Origin of the sequence: Sinomonas notoginsengisoli (assembly GCF_021554725.1) — a bacterium.
Taxonomy (GTDB): domain Bacteria; phylum Actinomycetota; class Actinomycetes; order Actinomycetales; family Micrococcaceae; genus Sinomonas; species Sinomonas notoginsengisoli.
The window spans coordinates 93,109-111,077 of the sequence record NZ_JAIZDP010000001.1; the positions used below are offsets into that span (position 1 = coordinate 93,109).

The following is a 17,969-nucleotide window of genomic DNA, read 5'->3' on the forward strand; positions in this document are numbered from 1 at the left end:
CCCAGGGGGATCAGCCCGCGACGTCGTGAAGGTGATGCACTGCGTCGTGCAGGAAGTACCGGGCGAGTGTCATCACCGTGAACTCGCTGCCGTTGCTCCGCACCCCTCGGCGGCCGAAGGCCTCCTCGGGCACGGCGGCGAAGGCGTCGCGGGTCCTGGCACCCTCCTTGGCGAGCTCGGCCCGCACGGTCTCGGCGGCTGCGTGCACGTAGTCCTTCTCGACAGCCGTCGCGTCCTGATTCCAGTCCGCGAATCGGGCACCGTCCTGGGCGAGCATGAGCCCCAGACGGTCCCGGAAGAGGGTGAAGACATCCCGGACGTGGCAGGCGTACTCGAGGGGCGACCAGGTTGAGTCGTCGGGACGCGCCTCCACTTCGTGGCGCTGGAGGACCTCGTCCCAGCGGGGCAGCATCGCGTCGAGACGCGCGGCCACCTGGTGCGGCGTGAGGGAATCGGCGTCGAATCCGCACTCCGGGCAGGGGCGGGAGAGGACCCAGGTCCAGTCCTTGGAGTCGGGGATGATGGGCATGGCCGCAGTCTAGTCCCGGGGCCCTGCGAAGCTCGGACCGATCTCGTCCACGGCCTGCGCAAGGGGCACTCCCGAACCGTCGCGGCGGCCGAACTCCGTGGGCAGCGAGCGCGCCACGCCGCTCGCGGACGAGGCCCGAGCAGGCCCCTGTCCCGCCCAGGCCAGGCTGAGCCGGTCCTCGCCCTTCAGGAAACGGTGCGCCCGTACGCCGCCCGTCGCCCGGCCCTTGGCCGGGTACTCGGCGAACGGCGTCACCTTGACCGTCCCGGTGCTCGTCCCGGGCAGTGCATCGCTTGCGCCGGCGATCGTGACCACGACGGCGTCGGCCTCCGCATCGTCTGCGGCGACCACGCCGAAGAAGACCGCCGAATCGTCCTCCGCCAGCTTGATCCCCGCCATGCCGCCCGCGGTGCGGCCCTGGGCGCGGACTGCCGAGCCTTCGAAGCGCAGGAGCTGCGCCTGCGCGGAGACGAAGACGAGCGTGTCGGAGTCCGAGGCGGGAGCCGCCCCGATCACGGCGTCGCCCTCCTTGAGGGCGATCACCTCCCAATCCTCGCGGTTGAGCGGATAGTCGGGGGAGACCCGCTTCACGATGCCCAGAGTCGTGCCCATCGCGACCACGGCATCCAGCGGGACGAGCGCAACGAGCGTCTCGCCCTTCGCTATCGCCATGAAATCCTTCGCGGGCATGCCGCCGGCCATGTTGGGCAGGCCGGAGGATGGCGCGAGGAGTGGCAGGTCGACGACTTGGAGCCGCAGCATGCGCCCGCCCGAGGTCAGCGCGCCAACCTCGCCACGCGCCGTCGTGCGTACCACCGAGCGGAACACGTCGTGGCGCACGCGTGGACCCGACTCGGCCAGCGGCTCGGCATGCGCAGTGCGGGCTACCAGGCCCGAGGCGGAGAGGATGGCCCAGCAGGGCTCGTCGGCGATCTCGAGCGGCAGGGGCACGGGCTTCCCCTTCGCCGCCGCCGGGCCGCCGGACACGGCGCTGGCCGAGGCCTTGCTCCCGAGGGGAGGGGCGTCGTCGTGCTCGAGGAGCACCGTGCGCCGTGGGGTGCCGTAGGTCGCGGCGACCTCGCCGAGCTCCCGGGAGACGAGTTCGCGCAGGAGCGAGTCCGAGCCGAGGATCGCCTCGAGGTCGGCGATCTCGCGGCGGAGCTCGTCCTGCTCCTTCTCGAGCTCGATGCGCGAGTACTTGGTCAGCTGCCGCAGGCGCAGCTCGAGGATGTAGCTCGCCTGAACCTCGGTGAGGTCATAGATCGACATGAGCCGCTCGCGCGCGGCCGAGGCCTCGTCCGAGGTGCGGATGATCTGGATGACCTCGTCGATGTCCATGATGGCCACGAGGAGGCCTTCGACGAGGTGGAGGCGGTCCTTGCGCTTGCCCAGCCGGAACGCGGTCCGCCGCCGCACCACATCGAGCCGGTGGTCAACGTACACGTGCAGGAGCGGCAGGAGCCCCAGGGTCTGAGGCTGTCCATCGACGAGCGTGACGTTGTTGATCCCGAACGAGTCCTCGAGCGGCGTATAGCGGTAGAGCTGCGCCAGGACGGCCTGGGGGTTGAACCCGTTCTTCACCTCGATCACGAGCCGCAGGCCGTGCTTGCGGTCAGTGAGGTCGGTGACATCGCTGATCCCGGCGAGCTTCTTGGAGTTGACCGCGTCCTTGATCTTCTCGATGACCTTCTCGGGGCCCACCACATAGGGCAGCTCGGTGACCACGAGACCCGTTCGGCGGGCCGAGATCTGCTCGATCGCGACCCGTGCGCGCGTCTTGAACGATCCGCGCCCAGTCCGGTAGGCGTCGCGGATGCCATCGAGGCCGACGATCTGGCCGCCCGAGGGCAGATCCGGGCCCGGAACGAGCTCCATGACCTCCTCGAGCGTCGCCTCCGGGTTGCCGACGACCAGCTGCGCCGCCGCGATGACCTCGCCGAGGTTGTGCGGGGCCATGTTGGTGGCCATGCCTACCGCGATGCCGCTGGCACCGTTCACGAGGAGGTTCGGGAAGGCCGCGGGGAGCACCTCGGGCTGGGTCAGCTGGCCGTCGTAGTTCGGGACGAAATCGACGACGTCCTCGTCCAGGTCGCCGGTGAGCGCGAGCGAGGCGGCGGCCATCCGCGCCTCGGTGTAGCGCGGAGCCGCCGGGCCGTCGTCGAGGGAGCCGAAGTTGCCGTGGCCGTCGATGAGCGGAAGCCGCAGCGAAAAGCCTTGGGCCATTCGGACCATCGCGTCGTAGATGGCCGCGTCGCCGTGCGGATGCAGCTTGCCCATGACCTCGCCGACCACACGCGCGCTCTTGACATGAGCGCGGTCCGGGCGCAAGCCCATGTCGCTCATCATGTACAGGATGCGGCGCTGGACGGGCTTGAGGCCGTCTCGGGCGTCCGGGAGGGCGCGCGAGTAGATGACCGAATAGGCGTACTCGAGGAAGGAAGTCTCCATCTCCTCGGCGACGTCGATGTCGGTGATGTTCTCCGCGAAATCGTCCGTCCCGGGGAGAGTGTCCCCGCCGGAGCGGGCTCCTGCGCTGCTGCGCGGATTCTGTCGACGTGCCAAGACTGGGTGGATCCTTCATTTGTGCTGCGGGGGCCTGAACTAGGCTAAGCCTATGGCGGAACCGGTTATGGCCAGCGCATATCCACACCACTGGGAAGCGGACGTCGTACTCCGTGATGGGGGGACGGCCCACCTCAGGCCCATCCGCCCCGAGGATGCCGAGGCGCTGCAGGAGTTCCACGTCCACCAGTCCGAGGGATCGATCTACCTCAGGTTCTTCAGCTACAAGGCGCGCCTGACCGCTGCGGAGCTCAAGCGCTTCACAGAGGTCGACTACCGTGACCGGGTCGCATTTGTCATCACCATCGGGGACGAGATCATTGGCGTGGGCCGGTACGACCGCCTCACCGATCCGACCGAGGCCGAGGTTGCCTTCAACATCGCCGACCGGCACCAGGGCCGCGGCATAGGCTCGATCCTCCTCGAGCACCTCGCCGCTGCCGCGCGGGAGAACCACATCCGCCGCTTCACCGCCGAGGTGCTGCCCGAGAACCGCAAGATGCTCATGGTCTTCGCCGAAGCGGGATACGCGGTCAACCGCCACTTCGACGATGGCGTGGTGAGCGTCGAGTTCGAGATCGATCCGACCGAGAAGTCCCGCGCCGTCATGGAGTCGCGGGAGCATCGAGCCGAGGCGCGAAGCGTGCTGGGCCTTCTCGCGCCCGAGTCGGTCGCCGTGATCGGCGCGAGCCGCACGTGGGGAACCCTCGGCTACCAGCTGCTCGAGCACATCGTCGAAGGCGGCTTTGCGGGCCGCTTGTATGCCATCAACCCGGAGGCCCTCGAGCTGGGCGGGATGATGGCCTACGGGCGCATCGGCGAGGTACCGGAGCCGGTCGACCTCGCGGTCGTCGCTGTGCCCTATGAGGAAGTTGCGGGCGTGGTCGCCGAGTGTGCCGCAGCAGGCGTCAAGGGCGTGGTCATCGCGTCCGGTGGCTTTGCTGAGCGCGGCGAGGATGGCCTCATTCGGCAGCGGGACATTGTCCGGCATGCCCGCGCCCACGGCATGCGCGTCGTCGGGCCCGAGTCCCTCGGCATCGCGAACACCGATCCGGAGGTCAAGCTCAACGCATCGCTCGCGCCCAAGCTCCCACGCCAGGGAAGCCTCGGGGTGTTCAGCCAGTCGGCGTCGATCGGGATTGCGCTCTATGCTGCAGCCGAGCGGCGTTTCCTCGGGTTCTCGTCGATTGTCTCTGCCGGCAACCGCGCGGATGTGTCCGGCAATGACCTCATGCAGTACTGGGAGGATGACGTCGCGACGAACGCCGTGGGCCTCTACCTCGAATCATTCGGAAATCCGCGCAAGTTCTCGCGCATCTCGCGCAGACTCGCGCGCAGCAAACCCGTCATCGTCGCCAAGAGCGAGCTCACCGGCCTCCGCCTTCCGCCGGGCCACTCGGTCCGGACAACCCAGGCACCCCAAGGGGCGCTCGACGCGGTGCTCCGGCAGTCGGGCGTCATCCGCGTCAGTACAGTAGAGCAGCTCATCGACGTTGCCCAGATCGCCGTCGGCACCCTGCCCGCGGGGCCGAACATCGCAGTCTTGAGCAACTCGCTGCCCCTGGCCCGGGTCGTCTCGGACAGTGCCGAGGGGGAGGGGCTCAACGTCATCGCGACGGTGGGGGACCTCGACCTGTCCCAAGGGCAGTCGCTGGCCCCGGTCGAGCTCCGGCGCCGACTCGCCGAACTCGGCTCGCGCGAGGACGTCCATTCGGTCGTCGTCGCGCTGCTGCCCGCCGCCGGGGTGCGCGTCCCTGCGATCGCGCAGGCCCTTGCCGAGGGGGCCGGGGCACTCCGCAAGACGGTCGTCGCGGCGTTCCCCGGCGTGCTGGACCGTCACGTGGACACCGCGGGACTCCTGCCGGTCCCTGATGACGGGCCCGCGGACGATGTTCCCCGGCCCGCGGCGGTGCCGAGCTATTCGAGCGCGGGAGACGCCGTGTCGGCCCTGGCGGCGGTGGCCCGGTACAGCGATTGGCTGGCCCATGATCAGGGGACGCTGTTCGAGGCGGAGTTCGACGACGATGCGGCCGAGGCGATCATCGGTTCCGCGCTCGAGGGGGTCGAGGGCACCGACCTGGTCCGGCTTGACGCGGAGGTCGCCGCGCGGCTCCTGGCTTGCTACGGGATCCCCGTGCTCCCCGCACGTCCGGTGGCCACTGCTCAGGAGGCCGTCGCTGCGGCCGACGAGCTGGGATGGCCGGTAGCCATCAAGTCCGCCGCGGACAATCTCCGCGCACGCCTGGACCTGGGTGCCGTGCGGCTCGACGTGCGCGGTGCAGCGGACCTGCGCGCCGAGTTCGACCAGATGCGGCACTCCCTCGCGCCCTATGGAGGAGCCCACTTCGAGGTGCAGAGCATGGCCCCCTTGGGCCAGGCCTGTGTGATCAGGGCGATCGAGGACCCGCTTCTCGGCCCGGTCCTGTCGTTCGGGCTTGCAGGCGACGCCGTGTCCCTCCTCGACGACTGGGCGCATCGGATCACGCCGCTCACCACAGGGGATGTGACTGAGCTGGTCCGCTCGCCGCGGACTTCCGTGAAGCTCTTCGGCCACGAGGGCCTCCCCGCCCTCGACGTGCCGGCGCTCGAGGACCTCGTGGGCCGGGTGTCGCTTCTGAAGGACAGGCATCCCGAGGTGTCACTCCTCGAGCTCAAGCCCGTCGTCGTGAGCGCGGAGGGCCTCACGGTGCTCGCCGCGGAGGTCTGGGTGGGGAACGCGGCCCAACGCATGGACAGTGCGCGGCGTGCCATGATCGCGCAGTGACGTCGGGTTTTGGGGTGCCCAGCCGCAGTCTGGGACAATGGCGCCCATGAGCCACAACGCGTCCGGGGCATCCACAGGCCAGCAGCGCAGCTCAGGCACAGGGGAGACCCTGACTGCAGCGCTCGAGAGGACGGGCTTCTACCCATTGCTCGTCGGGGATGTCGTCGCCGACGCGCTCGACGGCGACGCCCCGCTCGCGCACCTGACCCACCTCGAGACCCACTTCGAGCGGTCCGAGGTGCGGCGCCATGTGACGGTCCTCGCGCTCACCGAGGACATGCTCGTGGTCACCCATGTCGACGAGGCGCCGCTGGACGAGGCGGGGAGCAGCATGGCGGCCCAAGTGTCCACCGAGTCTGTCCCGGTCGCGCAGATTGCCACCGTGGTGCTCTCCTACGTCTATGCCCAGCCTGCCGACTACCGCCCAGGCGATCCTGTCCGTGAGGTGACTTTGGCCATTGCCTGGAGCGGCGGGCAGCGCCTCGACATCCTGCCTGCCGGATGCGCCGATCCGCACTGCGAGGCCGACCACGGATACACGGGCACCGTGGCTCAGGAGGATCTCGTCCTGAGGATCAGTGCCGAGGCGGACGGACCCCGGGCGGTCGACGACGCCAAGTACTTCGCGCGCCTCCTGCGCTCGGTGAGCATTCGGTCGCATCCGCTTCCCCCCGCCGCGCCCAGGCCGAGGCTCGGAGGCCTCACGTCCCGCACGGTCCGCGGCCACGGCGGGCGCTAGATGGCCGCATCGCACGAGACCGCGCCGGGCACTCCGCCGCTTCCGCCACCTCCGGCGTTCGGCTCGCGGTCCGTGGCGGACATCCTGCCGTCGTGCGCCGCTGCCCTGGGCGCCGAAGGCTTCGCCAACCCTCTCGGGATCCCGGACGCCGTACGCATCTGCCTTGTGATGGTGGACGGCCTCGGCCAGAACCTCCTGGCCAAGAGAACGGCTCACACGCCGTTCCTGCGCCAGAAGGCTGCCGAGGGCCAGAAGTCCATTCCGGCTACCCTCGACGCGGCTTTTCCGAGCACCACGGCGGCGTCTCTCGCGAGCCTTGGCACGGGCGTTCCGCCGGGACAGCACGGCATGGTCGGGTACGACGTCTACGCGCCCCACCTCGACCGCGTGGTCAACCAGCTGAACGGCTGGGACCCGGACGTGGACCCTAGGAAGTGGCAGCCGTGGCCCACTGTCTTCGAACGCATCCACCCCGACATCCACGTGGCCACCATCAGCCTGCCGCAGTTCGAGGGTTCGGCCATGACGCGCGCGGCATTGCGCGGGGGCGAGTTCATTGGCGCGCTCGGCCTCCATGCACGCACGACGGCGGCCTCCGAGGCCATGGCGGCACACCCCCGCATGCTGGCCTACTTCTACCTCAACGAGCTCGACAAGGCAGGTCACCAGTACGGCTGGGCCTCCCGGGAGTGGGAGGACGCGCTCGAGGAAGTCGATTCCTGCCTGCGCCGTCTCGATGCACAGCTTCCCAAGGACACCCTTGTGCTCGTGGTGGGGGACCACGGGATGGTCGACATTGAGGCCTCCCGCCGCCTCGACATCGGCGCCGACCCGTACCTCACGGAAGGCGTCCGGCACACTGCGGGAGAACCTCGCATGGTGCACCTCCACGTCGAGGGAGCACGCGTAGCGACTGACAACGGGCGCGATGCCGTCGTCGCAGGCGTCGCCGCGCGCTGGCGCGAGCGCTTCGGGAACCAGGCCTGGATTCTCACGCGCCGGGAGGCGATCGACCACGGCCTCTTCGGGCCCGTGGTTACCGAGAGCGTGCACGCAAGGATCGGCGACCTTATGGTTGCGGTCCATGGAGATGTGGCGCTCTACGACGGTCGGCGGGCGAGACCGCAGGCGTTCCAGATGGTGGGTCAGCACGGCTCGTGGACCAAGGCCGAACGCCAGGTGCCATTGATCGCCTTCCGCGCCCGGGGCAAGACTCAGGGGAAGCGAGGCAGGCGTGGCTGAACAACTCCTGCCCTTCGGGGACTAGGGCAGTTCTAGGGTGAGGGGTACGTTCGTCGCGCACTCAATCGCCCTTGGTGCCGAACACGATCTCATCCCAACTCGGCACCGAGGAACGCTTGGCCCGCGAGGACCGTGGCCGCGCCTCCGCGTCGCTGTCCGAGCTGCCAGCAGCATCCCGGACCGCACGTCCCGGCTCGCCCGGGCCCGCGGCCGTCTCCGGCGCCGACGCTTGAGTGGACGAGCCCGCCGGAGGTTCATGGTCGCTTGAGGGAGCGCGGTCGTCGCTGTGGTCGGCATTGTCACGGCCTGTATCGCCACGGTGGGCGTCGCCACGGTCGGTATCGCCACGGCGGGGTGCTGGGACCACGGTGATCTCCCGGGTTGCGGTGCTCATGCCGGAATGGAGGCCGAGGGGACCTTCGTCGCCGCCGTGCGTGCGCGCGTTGAGGCGGGAGAGCAGGGACGTGATCCCGCCGCGCTGCAGTGGGCCGGGTGCAGCGTGGTCGCCATCGGGGCCGGAACGGTCCTCGGCCCCGTCGGAACCGTCGGATCGGTCCACGGTGCTGGGCCCCGCCACATCCTCTCTGCGCTGGCCGGCGGGATGGGCCGTCGGCTTGTCGACGGTATCCTCTACGGTCTCAGGCCGGGGATGTGCGGCGGGAATTCCGTGGGTGAGGAGCAGGGCGAGGGCATCGTCAGCCTCCTCGTCGACTCCCAGACGCTGCCCCCGGCGCGCGCGCAGTACATCCAGGAGCTCGGCCTCTCGGTCTATGGGTGCCGCGCCAGGCACGCCGCTGCGGTGAGGGAGTTCTGGGGCCTCCACGTCGAAGGGCCGGTCGGAGACGGCGGCGAGGCGCCTGCGCGGGGATGGCCCGTCCAGCGGCTCGAGTTCGCTGAGCTGCTGGGCCCACCGGTTCGCATTCGCGATGGTCCTATGGACGGGATGATACGTCCACGTCGCTGGCGGCTCTTCGCCGATGGATGATGGCGAGCCCCCCGGTAGGGCGAAGCGCGCCACGACGGTCCACTGCCCGTCCGGGCGCCGCCACGAGTCCCATTCGACGCTGTCTGGGGCCACCCCATGCAGTGAGAGCCTGTACGCGACCATCTCGCCGAGCGTAGTGGGCCGGTCCGCCAGTGGGCCGCGGAGCCCCTCTTGGGTGGGGATCCTGCCCGGGACCTCGACGGCCTGCGCACGGCGGGCCATGTGCTCTCGCTCGGCCAGTACGGGGCCCTCGAAGCGCTGGACGCGGGCCAACGGGGTGCCTGAGCTGGCCGCGACCTCCTCAGCTGTCGCACCGCCCCGGATCTCGGCTTGGATCTGGCGCGGGCTCATGGCCGCCCCATCACTCCCATTCGGCGCAGGGCGCTGGGGTGCCGGGCGGGACACAGCTCGGCGGAGCGCCTCGTCGAGCGGGAGCCGGAAAACATCCCCGTTCGCGGCGCTCACGAGGAGGTGTGCGCCGTCCTCGTGGACGCCCACGAGCCGCAGCTCCTGCGCTTGATTGTGCGCTAGCTCCCGCATTGACGCCTCCAGCTTGCTCTAGGTCTGAGTAGAACTGTGCCATCCATAGGGCACGTTGGTGGGCTAGGCGGACGGTGTGCCGCGAATTTTCGCGCCTCGGCGGCGTTGTGCGTCGAGCGGGAGGGACCCTCTGGGGAGCACGCGCCGGGAATGTTCCGGCGCAAAGTGGCGTTTTCGCCCGGCATCGGGAACAATCTCCCCGTCACTGGGCACAAAATGGGGGCCGAGTGCGTTGGAGTGGACTACGTGGGATGCCACGTGACATGGCTAGCTTTACGGAGCGTGAACGAAGAACTATGGCGACCGACTACGATGCGCCGCGCAAGAACGAGGAAGAGCTCAACGAGGATTCCATCGAGGAGCTGAAGTCCCGCCGCACCGACAAGCAGTCTGCTGCGGTGGACGAAGACGAGGCCGAGGCCGCGGACAGCTATGAGCTGCCCGGCGCCGACCTCTCAGGCGAGGAACTCCTGGTGCGCGTGCTGCCGGCCCAGGCCGATGAATTCACCTGCGCCTCGTGTTTCCTCGTCCGCCACCGTTCGCAGATCGCTCGGGAGAAGAACGGGCTGCTCTACTGCAAGGAGTGCGAGGGCTGAGCGAGGTCGGCCCTGTCAGAGGCGAGACGGCGGCCTGGGCGCAGAAGCGCCTTGGCCGCCGCGCTTTGTCCGGCGGCGGAGCTTCGGCCAAGGCGGCTGCCTCTGATGGCCGTCAGGCGGCTGGGGCTCGTTCATTCAAGGCAGCAACGAGTTTGGCCGGGTGCCGGCTGGAGACCAGCCAATACGGCGTGCGGTCCTCGGGGTCCGTGAGTTCGACCCGGACGACCGACGGGATCCAGCCGCGGATGCAGAGGTAGGCGAGCCCGTTGAGTCGCGGGCCCCGCTCGGCTGTGGCCTCGTCGCCGCTGAACCCCTCGGCGCTGCCGGTGAACTTCAGCGGAACGGTCGCGCGCCCGGCGCGGAGCGAACTCGCAGTGACGACGACAGCCGGGGTGGAGGCGATCAGTGCGCCACCGAGAATGACGAGGAGCACCACGGCGCCTGTGTATCCGGCCGCCATGCTGATTGGCGCGAACACGAGGATGCCCGCGGCCGAGATCCCCGCAACGACTACCCACACCCACCATGCGGGCCACAATTTCTCCGAATACACAACGGGATCGGTGGAGCGCGCCGCTGGGGCGGGCGTCGTTGCGTCAGGCATGACTCCAGCTTTCCACTGGGGGTGCCCCTGCGGCAAAACCCGCCAGCGGTGCAGGGCCCTGACCGCTGCCGCTAGAGTTGACCGGGTGAGCGAGCCGCATACCGTACCCGCCCAGATGTCCGCGTGGGAGCCCACCCTCGATGTCGGGCTGAAGATGCTCGACGGCGGGCTCGAGCCGCCGTCGTACGCGCACCCCGGCGACGCGGGCGCAGACCTGCGGGCCAGGGTTGACGTCACGCTGGGCCCAGGCGAGCGCGCCTTGGTGCCCACGGGTGTGAGCATCGCGCTGCCGTTCGGCTACGTGGCCCTCATCCATCCTCGCTCGGGCCTCGCGACCAGGCATGGGCTCACTGTGGTCAACGCACCCGGCACCGTGGACGCCGGGTACCGGGGAGAGATCGCTGTGACCCTCTTGAACACGGACGTCGCCGAGCCGCTCACCCTCCGGCGCGGCGATAGAATTGCCCAGATGGTCATCCAGCGCGTCGAGTACGCGCGATTCCTCCCCGTTGGGGAACTGTCCGAATCCGCGCGCGGCTCGGGGGGCTTCGGGTCGACCGGCGGGTTCGCTGCCCAGTAGCGCAGCGCCGTCGTGCGGCAGCGCCCGATGGGCCACCGCTGCCGGCCCGGACCGGCGAGACTAAGGAGTTTGTGTGGCACTGTTCGGACGCGGCAAGAACGCGAAGCTGACATCCGAGGATCCCTCGGTGCTGAGTCAGCAGGCCCGGAATCGCCCCGAGCCCGACAAGAGCGGCTATGGGCGTGCCCAGAGGGGACCGTTCGACGCAAGCGAGGCGAGCACCGAGAGCGGCTATGTCGATCTGGGCTCGATCCTCGTGCGCCCCACCGACGGCCTCCAGCTGCGCCTCGAACTCGAGGAGGCCACGCAGCGCGTCGTGGCAGTCACGATGGATCTCGCAGGCTCCAGCCTTCAGCTCCAGGCTTTTGCAGCCCCCCGTTCTGAGGGCCTGTGGGGAGAGATCCGTGCCCAGATCGCCCAGTCGGTCGCCAGCCAGGGCGGAACCGTCGAGGAGACCGAGGGCAGCTTCGGTCCCGAGCTGCTCGCCCGGCTTCCCGCGGACGCCTCGGGCGAACGCCGCAGCTACCGTGCGGCACGCTTCATGGGTGTGGACGGTCCGCGATGGTTCCTGCGCGGGGTCATCGGCGGCCCCGCCGCGGAGAGCAGGGACGCCTCCGCAGAGCTCGAGGACCTCTTCCGACACGTGGTCATTGACCGCGGCGAGTCGCCCCTGCCGCCACGCGAGCTCCTCCCGCTGCGTATCCCAGTCGAGGCAGCACCACACGAGAACGGCCGGAGCCAGACCGGTGAGCAGGCGCCCCACGCGCCGGAGCGAGGACCGGAGATCACTCATCTTGGCTGAACGGACGGGCCCCGTACGGCTCGAGGGCTTCGGAGGCCTGCCGGAGCGCGGCCTCGTGGCCGGCGAGGGCGTGGTCCGTTCGCTCACCTTCGTCCCCAGGGACGAGGCACCGCGGCTGACCGCGGTCGTCGAGGACGACACTGCACTGCCCGGCCGTGGTCCAGCACTATGCCTCGTGTGGCTCGGACGCCGCCGGGTCAGCGGGGTCAACGCCGGCACCCGGCTGCGCTTCTCGGGCATGCTGGCCCATTTCCATGGAGTGCCGACCATCTACAACCCCCGCTACGAGATCTTGGCCCAGGAGGACTGACGTGACGGCATCTGACGGTTCCCAAAAGCCTGCCCGCGGACGCCCCGAGGGTGGGGGAGCGGCCCCCGGAGCCGCGGAGGGCGAACGGAGCCTGAGCGCCGCAGAGCTTGCCGGAGCCTATGCCGCGAGGGCCGGGCTGCACCGCCACGACGACGGCCGCATCGATGCGCTGCGAAGCGCGGGAGGCGTCCGCGGTCTGCTGGAGAGTGTCCTTCCAGGCCTCGTCTTCCTGGTGTGCTTCACCATCTCCCAGAACCTGCTCCTCTCAGGCGTGCTCGCCCTCGCCGTCGCGGCGGTCTTCGTCGTTCTGCGCGTGGTGGGCCGGACTCCGCCGACTCAGGCGTTCGCTGGAATCATCGGCATCGTCATCTCCGCTGCACTGGCGCTCTTCACGGGACGCGCCGAGAACTTTTACCTCTGGGGCTTCGTGACGAATGCCCTCTACATCGTGGCCCTGGCCACCTCGGTCCTGGTGAAGTGGCCGCTCATGGGAGTCATCTTCGGGTTCCTCCGCAACGAAGGCCTGCATTGGCGTCAGGACCCGCTGCGGGCGCGGCAGTACCGACTCGGCACGTGGATCATGGTCGTGGTCCTGGGGCTGCGTCTTGTGGTGCAGGTGCCGCTGTACTTCATGGGCGACGCCGGTCTAGTCGCCCTGGGCGCGACGCGCCTGATCATGGGCGTGCCGCTGTACGCGCTGGGGATTTGGGTCGCGTGGCTGGTGACACGGCCCATGGTGAGTGACGAGGCACCCGCCGGAGACTGACGAGACCCTCGCGGCCGCGGTGCCGGCAGGGGGTCCGAGGCCTACCGCCGACTCTGGGAGTTTCGGCAGCGTAGGCGACCACGCGGCGTCGTGCGCCCCTCCGTCAGCCGTCGAAGGCGTCGTCCTCGTCCTCGGCGCGCGCCAGCAGCTCCCGCTCCGGTGCCTCGGTCTGCGGTGCGAGGAGGGCCCTGAGCTCGTCCTCGCCGGCGATCGTGGAGATGAAGAAAAGCTCGTCCCGGTGGTCGACCACGTCGTCACGGCTCGGGGGAATGGGCTTCTGGTCGCGCACGATCGCCACGAGCGTGCAGTCGGCGGGCCAGTCGACCTGGCCCACCGTCTTGCCCACCATCGGAGAGTCGGCGGGCACCGTGAACTCGACGAGGGATGCGACGCCCGTCTGGAGGGTCATGAGGCGCACCACGTCCCCAATCTCGACAGCCTCCTCGACGAGGGCCGTCATGAGGCGGGGCGTGTTGACCGCGACGTCGACGCCCCACGCGCCGTCGAACATCCAGTCATTCTTGGGGTTGTTGACCCGTCCGACCGTACGGCCGACGCCGAACTCCGTCTTGGCCAGGAGCGAGACGACGAGGTTGACCTTGTCGTCGCCAGTGGCCGACACGACGACGTCGGCATCGTCGACGCGGGCCTCTTTGAGCGTCGAGAGCTCGCACGCATCGCCGATGAGCCACTTGGCGCCGCGCAGCCCGCTGCGCCCGATCACCTCCGGCTTGGGGTCGATGAGGAGGACCTCGTGGCGGTGGGCGAGGAGCTCCCTCGCGATCGAGCTACCGACGCTCCCGGCCCCTGCGATGATGACCTTCACTTACGACTCCTTGACGGGGGGCGCGGACAGGATGCGAGAGACCTCGGCGGCGTCGGAGACATCCATCATGACGTGCACGGTATCGCTCTCCTGGTACGCGGTCGCGGTCGTCGGCAGCATCCCCTCGCCGAACCGCGTGACGTAGGCAACACGCACCCGCGCAGCGCGTTCGATGGCCGTGATCGGGTGCCCGAGCCATGCGGGGTCCAGCGCGACCTCGGTGAGCACCAGTCGGCCTGACGGTTCTCGGTAGTCGCCCGCGACACCCGACTCGGGCAGGAGGCGCCGCAGCACCTGGTCGGCGCTCCACCTCACGGCGGCGACCGTGGGGATGCCAAGCCGCTGGTAGATCTCGGCGCGCCCCGGATCGTAGATGCGCGCCACGACGTGCGGGACGTGGAAGGTCTCTCGTGCCACCCGGGTGGCGAGAATGTTCGAGTTGTCGCCGCTCGAGACCGCCGCGAAGGCATACGCCTCCTCGATCCCGGCCTGCCTCATGGTGTCGCGGTCGAAGCCGATGCCCGTGACTTTGCGGCCCGAGAAGGTCCTGCGCAGGCGGCGGAAGGCGCGGTCATCCTGATCGATGATGGCAACGGAGTGGCCCGAGTCCTCAAGGGTGTGGGCCAAGGTGACGCCGACGCGTCCGCAGCCCATGATCACGTAGTGCGCCATGGCCCCCAATGTACCCCGCCATGACATGTGGGCAGTTGTCGCATAACGTGTCAGGGTGCTGACGATTCTGAATTCGGCCAAGCGCGTGATCGTGGGCCGTGCCCTGCGCAATGACCGGCTCGCGCACACGCTCCTGCCAAAGCGGATCGCGCTGCCGATCTTCGCGTCGGACGCGCTCTCCTCGGTGGCATACGCACCGGACGAGATCTTCCTCACCCTCGCCCTCGCAGGCGTGTCCGCGATCGAGTTCTCGCCCTGGGTCGGGCTCGCCGTCATGCTCGTCCTCGTCACTGTCGTCGCCTCGTACCGGCAGAACGTGCACGCCTATCCGTCAGGAGGGGGAGACTACGAGATCGCCACCGAGAACCTCGGCAGATTCGCCGGCCTCACGGTGGCGAGCGCCCTCCTCGTCGACTACGTCCTCACAGTCGCGGTGTCGATCTCCTCGGCCGCCACCTACCTGACCACGGCGGTCCCGTCGCTGCACGGGACGCAGACCGTGATCGCCGTGGTCGCCGTCGTGGTCCTCGCGCTGGTGAACCTGCGCGGTATCCGCGAGGCGGGCACGGTCTTCGCCGTGCCGACCTACCTCTTCATGCTCTCCATCCTTGGGATGACCGCCGTTGGCGTGGTGCAGTGGCTCACCGGCACGCTGACCCCGTCCCAGAGCGCCGGCCTCACGATCGTCCCCACACCGGAGTTCGACCAGGGCCTCGTGGGCCTGGCCGGCGGGTTCCTCCTCCTACGTGCCTTCTCCTCCGGCGCGGCGGCACTCACCGGCGTCGAGGCCATCAGCAACGGTGTGCCCAACTTCCGCCCGCCCAAGAGCAAGAACGCGGCAACGACGCTGCTCTTGCTCGGCGCGGTCGCTGCGTCGATGCTGGCCGGCATCATCTTCCTCGCGAACGCCACCCGTGTTCACCTCGTCCAGGACCCCGCGACGGAGCTCCTCAAGGACGGCCAGCCCCTCACGGGCGACTACATCCAGACCCCCGTCATCGGCCAGATCGCCGACTCGGTCTTCGGTGGGGGAAGCATCCCCTTCTATATCGTGGTCGCTGCCACGGGTGTGATTCTCGTCTTCGCGTCCAACACCGCCTTCAACGGCTTCCCGGTCCTCGGCTCGATTCTCGCCCAGCACGGCTACCTCCCGCGCCAGCTGCGCACGAGGGGCGACCGACTAGCCTTCAGCAACGGCGTGCTCGCACTCGCTGCCGGAGCGATCGTCCTCATCGTCGCCTTCGATGCCGACGTCACCCGGCTCATCCAGCTGTACATCGTCGGAGTGTTCGTCTCGTTCACCATGAGCCAGCTCGGCATGATCCGGCACTGGACGCGCGAGCTCAGGCGGGTCAAGGACCGCGGAGTCCGCGTGCGGATGAAGCGCTCGCGCGTGATCAACACGATCGGCTTCGCCATGACAGGCACGGTACTGGTCATCGTCCTCATCACGAAGTTCGAGCACGGTGCCTGGATTGCGCTGCTCGCCATGTTCGCGATCTTCCTCATCATGTGGAGCATTCAGGCGCACTACACGAACGTCGCCCGCGAGCTGGCCGTGGGCGACGACCCTTCTGCCCGGGCCCTGCCGAGCCGGGTCCACGCCGTCCTGCTTGTCTCGCACGTGCGTAAGCCAGTGTTGCGCGCGCTCGCCTATGCGCGCGCTTCGCGCCCCTCGAGGCTTGACGCGGTCACCGTGGACATCAGCCCGGAGGAGACGGCCCAGACGGTGGCCGACTGGGAGAAGCTGGAGATCCCCGTTCCTCTGACCGTTCTGGCGAGCCCCTACCGCGAGACCGTCACCCCGCTGATGGAATACATCCGCAGCACGCGACGCGACTCCCCACGCGACCTGATCGTCGTGTACATCCCCGAGTATGTGGTGGGCAAGTGGTGGGAGCAGCTCGTGCACAACCAGACGGCGCTGCGGATCAAGACCCGCCTCCACTTCGAGCCTGGCGTCATGGTGGCATCGGTGCCGTGGCAGCTGAAGTCGAGTGAGGAAGCCAGGAGGCTCCAGGAACTGTGAGCGCATCGCGAGAGACGCCCCTGCCCGAGGACGGTCGCCCGCAGGATCGCGTCGTCGAGCTGCACCTTGGGCCGGTGGCCCACGGCGGGCATGTGGTGGCACGCCACGAGGGCCGCGTCGTGTTCGTCCGCCACGGCATACCGGGCGAGGTGGTACGCGCGGAACTGACCGACGCGGAGCCGGACGCCAAGTTCTGGCGGGCGGACGTCGTCGAGGTCCTCGAGCCCTCCCCGCACCGGCGCGAGCACGTGTGGAATCTCGCCGACTCGTTGCTCGCCCATGCCCACGGGCGGCTGCCCGTGGGGGGCGCCGAGTTCGGCCACATCGCGCTGGCCGAGCAGCGGCACCTCAAAGAGGCGGTGATCCGCGAGCAGCTCCTGAGGCTCGCAGGCCTCGAGCGGGACGTCGAGGTCGAGCCCGTATCTCTCAGCGAGGACGCGGACGACGCCGGCGGGCTGGCGTGGCGGACGCGCTGCAGCTTCGCCGTCACGGGGGACGGGCGGCTCGCGATGCATGCCCACCGTTCGGAGACGCTCATCCCAGTGCAGCGCATGCCTCTCGCAACGCAGGAGATCAACGACCTCCGGCTTTGGGAGCTCGACCTGCGCGGCGTCGAGCGGCTCGAGGTCGCCGCCCCTGCCTCGGGGTCGGCGCCGCTGATCGTGTTCACGCTCGCCGACGGGGTGGCACCCTCGGCGCTCACGGACGTCCTCGCCCGTCTCGACCCCTCCGTCTCCGCCAGCGCGGCCGGAGCCGGCAGTGCCACGTCTCCGCTGACGGTGCGTGGGCGCGGGTCAGTCTCCGAGCACGTGCTCGGCCACCGGTACACGGTGAGAGGGGAGGGATTCTGGCAGATCCACCGCCGCGCGCCCGAGACGCTCGTCACGGCAGCGCTGGAGGCCCTTGACGGCACCCTCACGCCGGGCGCCCAAGTCGCCGACCTCTACGCGGGGGCCGGGCTCTTCACCGCCCCGCTAGCCTCGGCGGTGGGGCCTGGCGGCCATGTGCTCTCGGTCGAGGGAGCTCCGGGGACGAGCCGCGACGCGCGCCGTACGTTCAAGCGTCAGCCCGAGGTCGCCGTCGTCCAGGGGCGCGTGGAACGGGTTCTCCGCCAGCACGGCGGCGAGGGTTCCTTCGACGCTGTCGTCCTGGATCCACCGCGAGCCGGGGCCGGCCGCCAGGTCGTGCACCAGCTCGTCGACGCAGCACCGCGTGCCGTTGCCTACGTCGCGTGCGATCCGGCCTCCTTCGCGCGGGACATGGGTTGGTTCCGCAAGGCTGGCTGGCGCCTCGAGAGCCTGAGGGCCTTCGACCTCTACCCCATGACCCATCATGTCGAGACTGTTGCGCTCCTCCGGCCGCCCGTCTGAGGTCATTCGGGTCTAGGATGGGCGGCGATGAGCACGGCCTCGCAGCCGGGACG

The 17,969-nt window shown here is 69.4% G+C and carries 16 protein-coding genes; 10 read left to right on the forward strand and 6 right to left on the reverse strand.

Features of this window, described 5'->3' with window-relative positions:
* Nucleotides 1-10 precede the first annotated feature (10 nt).
* Nucleotides 11-529, reverse strand: a complete 519-nt coding sequence (locus LF262_RS00375) for a DinB family protein (RefSeq protein ID WP_235778323.1) — start codon at nt 527-529, stop codon at nt 11-13.
* A 9-nt stretch (nt 530-538) separates the two neighbouring features.
* Complete coding sequence (locus tag LF262_RS00380) at nt 539-3,091, reverse strand: DNA gyrase/topoisomerase IV subunit A (protein WP_268933464.1); 2,553 nt, start codon at nt 3,089-3,091, stop codon at nt 539-541.
* Nucleotides 3,092-3,143: 52 nt separating this feature from the next.
* Between LF262_RS00380 and LF262_RS00385 the strand changes: the two genes are divergently transcribed.
* Genes LF262_RS00385 through LF262_RS00395 form a run of 3 tightly spaced genes read left to right on the forward strand, consistent with a single transcriptional unit; the run spans nt 3,144 to nt 7,836 of the window.
* Nucleotides 3,144-5,855, forward strand: coding sequence for a bifunctional acetate--CoA ligase family protein/GNAT family N-acetyltransferase (locus LF262_RS00385; protein ID WP_235778324.1), 2,712 nt, complete (start codon nt 3,144-3,146; stop codon nt 5,853-5,855).
* Nucleotides 5,856-5,892: 37 nt separating this feature from the next.
* Nucleotides 5,893-6,594: a DUF5998 family protein gene (locus tag LF262_RS00390; RefSeq protein ID WP_372462690.1), complete on the forward strand. Its 702-nt coding sequence runs from the start codon at nt 5,893-5,895 to the stop codon at nt 6,592-6,594.
* Complete coding sequence (locus LF262_RS00395; RefSeq protein ID WP_235778326.1) at nt 6,595-7,836, forward strand: alkaline phosphatase family protein; 1,242 nt, start codon at nt 6,595-6,597, stop codon at nt 7,834-7,836. It begins immediately after the preceding gene.
* A 61-nt stretch (nt 7,837-7,897) separates the two neighbouring features.
* On the opposite strand, the gene sepH is transcribed toward LF262_RS00395, so the two are convergent.
* Complete coding sequence (sepH, locus tag LF262_RS00400) at nt 7,898-9,361, reverse strand: septation protein SepH (protein WP_235778327.1); 1,464 nt, start codon at nt 9,359-9,361, stop codon at nt 7,898-7,900.
* Between the two features lie 296 nt (nt 9,362-9,657).
* On the opposite strand from sepH, the gene LF262_RS00405 reads away from it, so the two are divergent.
* A complete protein-coding gene (locus tag LF262_RS00405) occupies nt 9,658-9,957 on the forward strand; it encodes a DUF4193 domain-containing protein (RefSeq protein ID WP_066497506.1) in 300 nt (99 codons plus the stop codon).
* 112 nt (nt 9,958-10,069) lie between these two features.
* Here the strand turns inward: LF262_RS00405 and LF262_RS00410 are convergent, their stop codons facing one another.
* Nucleotides 10,070-10,561: a DUF3093 domain-containing protein gene (locus tag LF262_RS00410; RefSeq protein ID WP_235778328.1), complete on the reverse strand. Its 492-nt coding sequence runs from the start codon at nt 10,559-10,561 to the stop codon at nt 10,070-10,072.
* A 115-nt stretch (nt 10,562-10,676) separates the two neighbouring features.
* Here LF262_RS00410 and dut point away from each other — a divergent pair, with 115 nt between their 5' ends.
* From dut to LF262_RS00430, 4 genes are all read left to right on the forward strand, one after another.
* On the forward strand, nt 10,677-11,141 hold the full coding sequence (gene dut, locus LF262_RS00415; RefSeq protein ID WP_235779235.1) for a dUTP diphosphatase: 465 nt from the start codon (nt 10,677-10,679) through the stop codon (nt 11,139-11,141).
* 73 nt (nt 11,142-11,214) lie between these two features.
* Complete coding sequence (locus LF262_RS00420) at nt 11,215-11,943, forward strand: DUF3710 domain-containing protein (RefSeq protein WP_235778329.1); 729 nt, start codon at nt 11,215-11,217, stop codon at nt 11,941-11,943.
* Nucleotides 11,936-12,253, forward strand: a complete 318-nt coding sequence (locus LF262_RS00425) for an OB-fold nucleic acid binding domain-containing protein (protein ID WP_235778330.1) — start codon at nt 11,936-11,938, stop codon at nt 12,251-12,253. Before LF262_RS00420 ends, LF262_RS00425 begins: the two co-directional genes overlap by 8 nt.
* Nucleotide 12,254: 1 nt before the next feature.
* Nucleotides 12,255-13,019: a DUF3159 domain-containing protein gene (locus tag LF262_RS00430; RefSeq protein ID WP_372462691.1), complete on the forward strand. Its 765-nt coding sequence runs from the start codon at nt 12,255-12,257 to the stop codon at nt 13,017-13,019.
* Nucleotides 13,020-13,122: 103 nt separating this feature from the next.
* Here the strand turns inward: LF262_RS00430 and LF262_RS00435 are convergent, their stop codons facing one another.
* Together LF262_RS00435 and LF262_RS00440 are read right to left on the reverse strand one after the other, a co-directional pair.
* A complete protein-coding gene (locus LF262_RS00435; protein ID WP_235778331.1) occupies nt 13,123-13,845 on the reverse strand; it encodes a potassium channel family protein in 723 nt (240 codons plus the stop codon).
* Nucleotides 13,846-14,517, reverse strand: a complete 672-nt coding sequence (locus LF262_RS00440; RefSeq protein ID WP_235778332.1) for a potassium channel family protein — start codon at nt 14,515-14,517, stop codon at nt 13,846-13,848. It abuts the gene before it with no gap.
* A gap of 55 nt (nt 14,518-14,572) precedes the next feature.
* On the opposite strand from LF262_RS00440, the gene LF262_RS00445 reads away from it, so the two are divergent.
* Both LF262_RS00445 and LF262_RS00450 read left to right on the forward strand, forming a co-directional pair.
* Entirely contained in the window at nt 14,573-16,546 is a 1,974-nt protein-coding gene (locus LF262_RS00445; RefSeq protein ID WP_235778333.1) for an APC family permease, read from the forward strand.
* Nucleotides 16,547-16,566: 20 nt separating this feature from the next.
* Nucleotides 16,567-17,916, forward strand: a complete 1,350-nt coding sequence (locus LF262_RS00450) for a class I SAM-dependent RNA methyltransferase (protein WP_268933519.1) — start codon at nt 16,567-16,569, stop codon at nt 17,914-17,916.
* Nucleotides 17,917-17,969 lie beyond the last annotated feature (53 nt).